This window comes from Pseudomonas syringae (assembly GCF_021605415.1).
In the GTDB taxonomy this organism is placed as follows: Bacteria; Pseudomonadota; Gammaproteobacteria; order Pseudomonadales; family Pseudomonadaceae; genus Aquipseudomonas; species Aquipseudomonas syringae_S.
Genome location: NZ_WKEQ01000083.1, coordinates 1 through 1553 on the forward strand (window position 1 = coordinate 1; position 1553 = coordinate 1553).

Annotated in this window: 1 protein-coding gene; it reads right to left on the reverse strand. The window is 61.4% G+C overall.

Annotated features, from left to right (window positions below; all coding sequences use genetic code 11):
• The coding region (locus tag GIW69_RS26065) for a DUF6531 domain-containing protein (RefSeq protein ID WP_496570963.1) at nucleotides 1–1553 on the reverse strand (1553 nt) is incomplete at both ends.

Sequence of the window (1553 nt, forward strand, 5' to 3'; positions counted from 1 at the left end):
GCCGTGCGCCGGCCATCGAACCCCGTTTCCTGTCGGATCAGTCCGCGAGCGGTGTAGTCCAGCAGGTATTTCTCGCCGGACTCGTTCTCGATTTCCGTCAGCAGCAGTTGCGCGTGGTCGTAGCGGTACTTGAGTTGCGTGCCGTCAGGATTGATCCGTCGGCTGACCAGGTGCAGATCGTCGTCATATTCGTAACGGGTGATGCGGCCGAGTTCGTCCTGTTCGGCGGTGACCTGGCCATAGGCGTTGTAGCGGTAGGCGCGAGTGGCGCCGTTCGGCTGCGTCGTCTGCAGCAATCGGCCGACGGCATCCCATTGCTGACGGGTAATAGCGCCATGTTCGTCCTGAGCAGTCGTCCGCCGTCCGAGCGCGTCGTAGGAAAAACGCCGCACACCGCCGTCGGGCAAGGTTTCCTCAACCAGTTGCCCCAAGCCATTCCAGACGAAGACGTGGCGACTGGTGTCCGGGTAGCGGATCGAAAGGATCTGCCCACGCGGATCGTAGTGGTAGTGAGTGACCTGACCGTCCGGGTCGACGGCTTCCGTCACATCGCCCTGAGTATTGCGCCGGTACGTCCAAACGGCCTCGCCCCGTGAGCGGGCGTGCAGGAAACCGTTGCGGTATTCGTAGAACGTTGGCGCGTCATCGGGCGGAATCAGCGCCAGCAAGCGTCCGGCATCGTCGTAGCGGTATTCGGTGACCGCGCCGAGAGCGTCCTGCTCGGCGATCAGCCGTCCTTGCGCGTCATAGGTGTTGAGCTGTTCGCCACCGTCGGGTTCGACCTTGCGCACCAACCGAGCGTGATCGTCGTGAACGTAAGTCTCTTCGGTGCCGTCGACGTAGTGCACCGTGACGCTGCCGGCATCGTCCCATTCGTAGCGCGTGTCCATCTGCGAGAACGAGGCCCAGTGACGGACACATCGCGCAGCCTTGCCGGATCTTTCCCACGCCCAGTAGAAACTTGCCCCACCGCTGAGCTGGCGTTGCAGGATGACGTGCTGGTCGTCGTAGTCGTAACGCTCGCTTTCCCCGGCGGCGTTGGTGGCTTCGACAAGGCGATGCAGTGCGTCGTAGCGGTAGCTGACCAGCGTTTGTTCGGTGCGCCAGGCACCTTCTTGAAAGACTTGATATTCAACGGCCGACAAATGTCGTCGGTCATAGCTCAGCAGCAATGCCCGACCGGCGCCGTTATCCAGCCGTTGAATGCGATCCTGACGGTCACGGTCAATGCGTAACCGGTTGCCGTATGCATCGCTGATGGAGCTGAGTCGCCCGACACGAAAGTGATAAAACCGCGACGTCTCACCGGCCAGCGCAACGATCAGTTCTTCCGGCTCTTCACCGAGAAAAATCGTTGCTCGCGACAGGCTGTTATGGATGGCCGGTCGCTCGATGCCTGGCAGCGGAAACCGCGTCTGGCGGTTTTCATGGTCGATCCAGACAACCTCGTCACCGTCGATGTCCAGACGATGGGCCAGCGAATGGCTCCAGCCGAAACCAAGCCCTGCATCAATCTCGGCCGCGCTGCTTCGATACAGTCGGGTGAAGGCAAA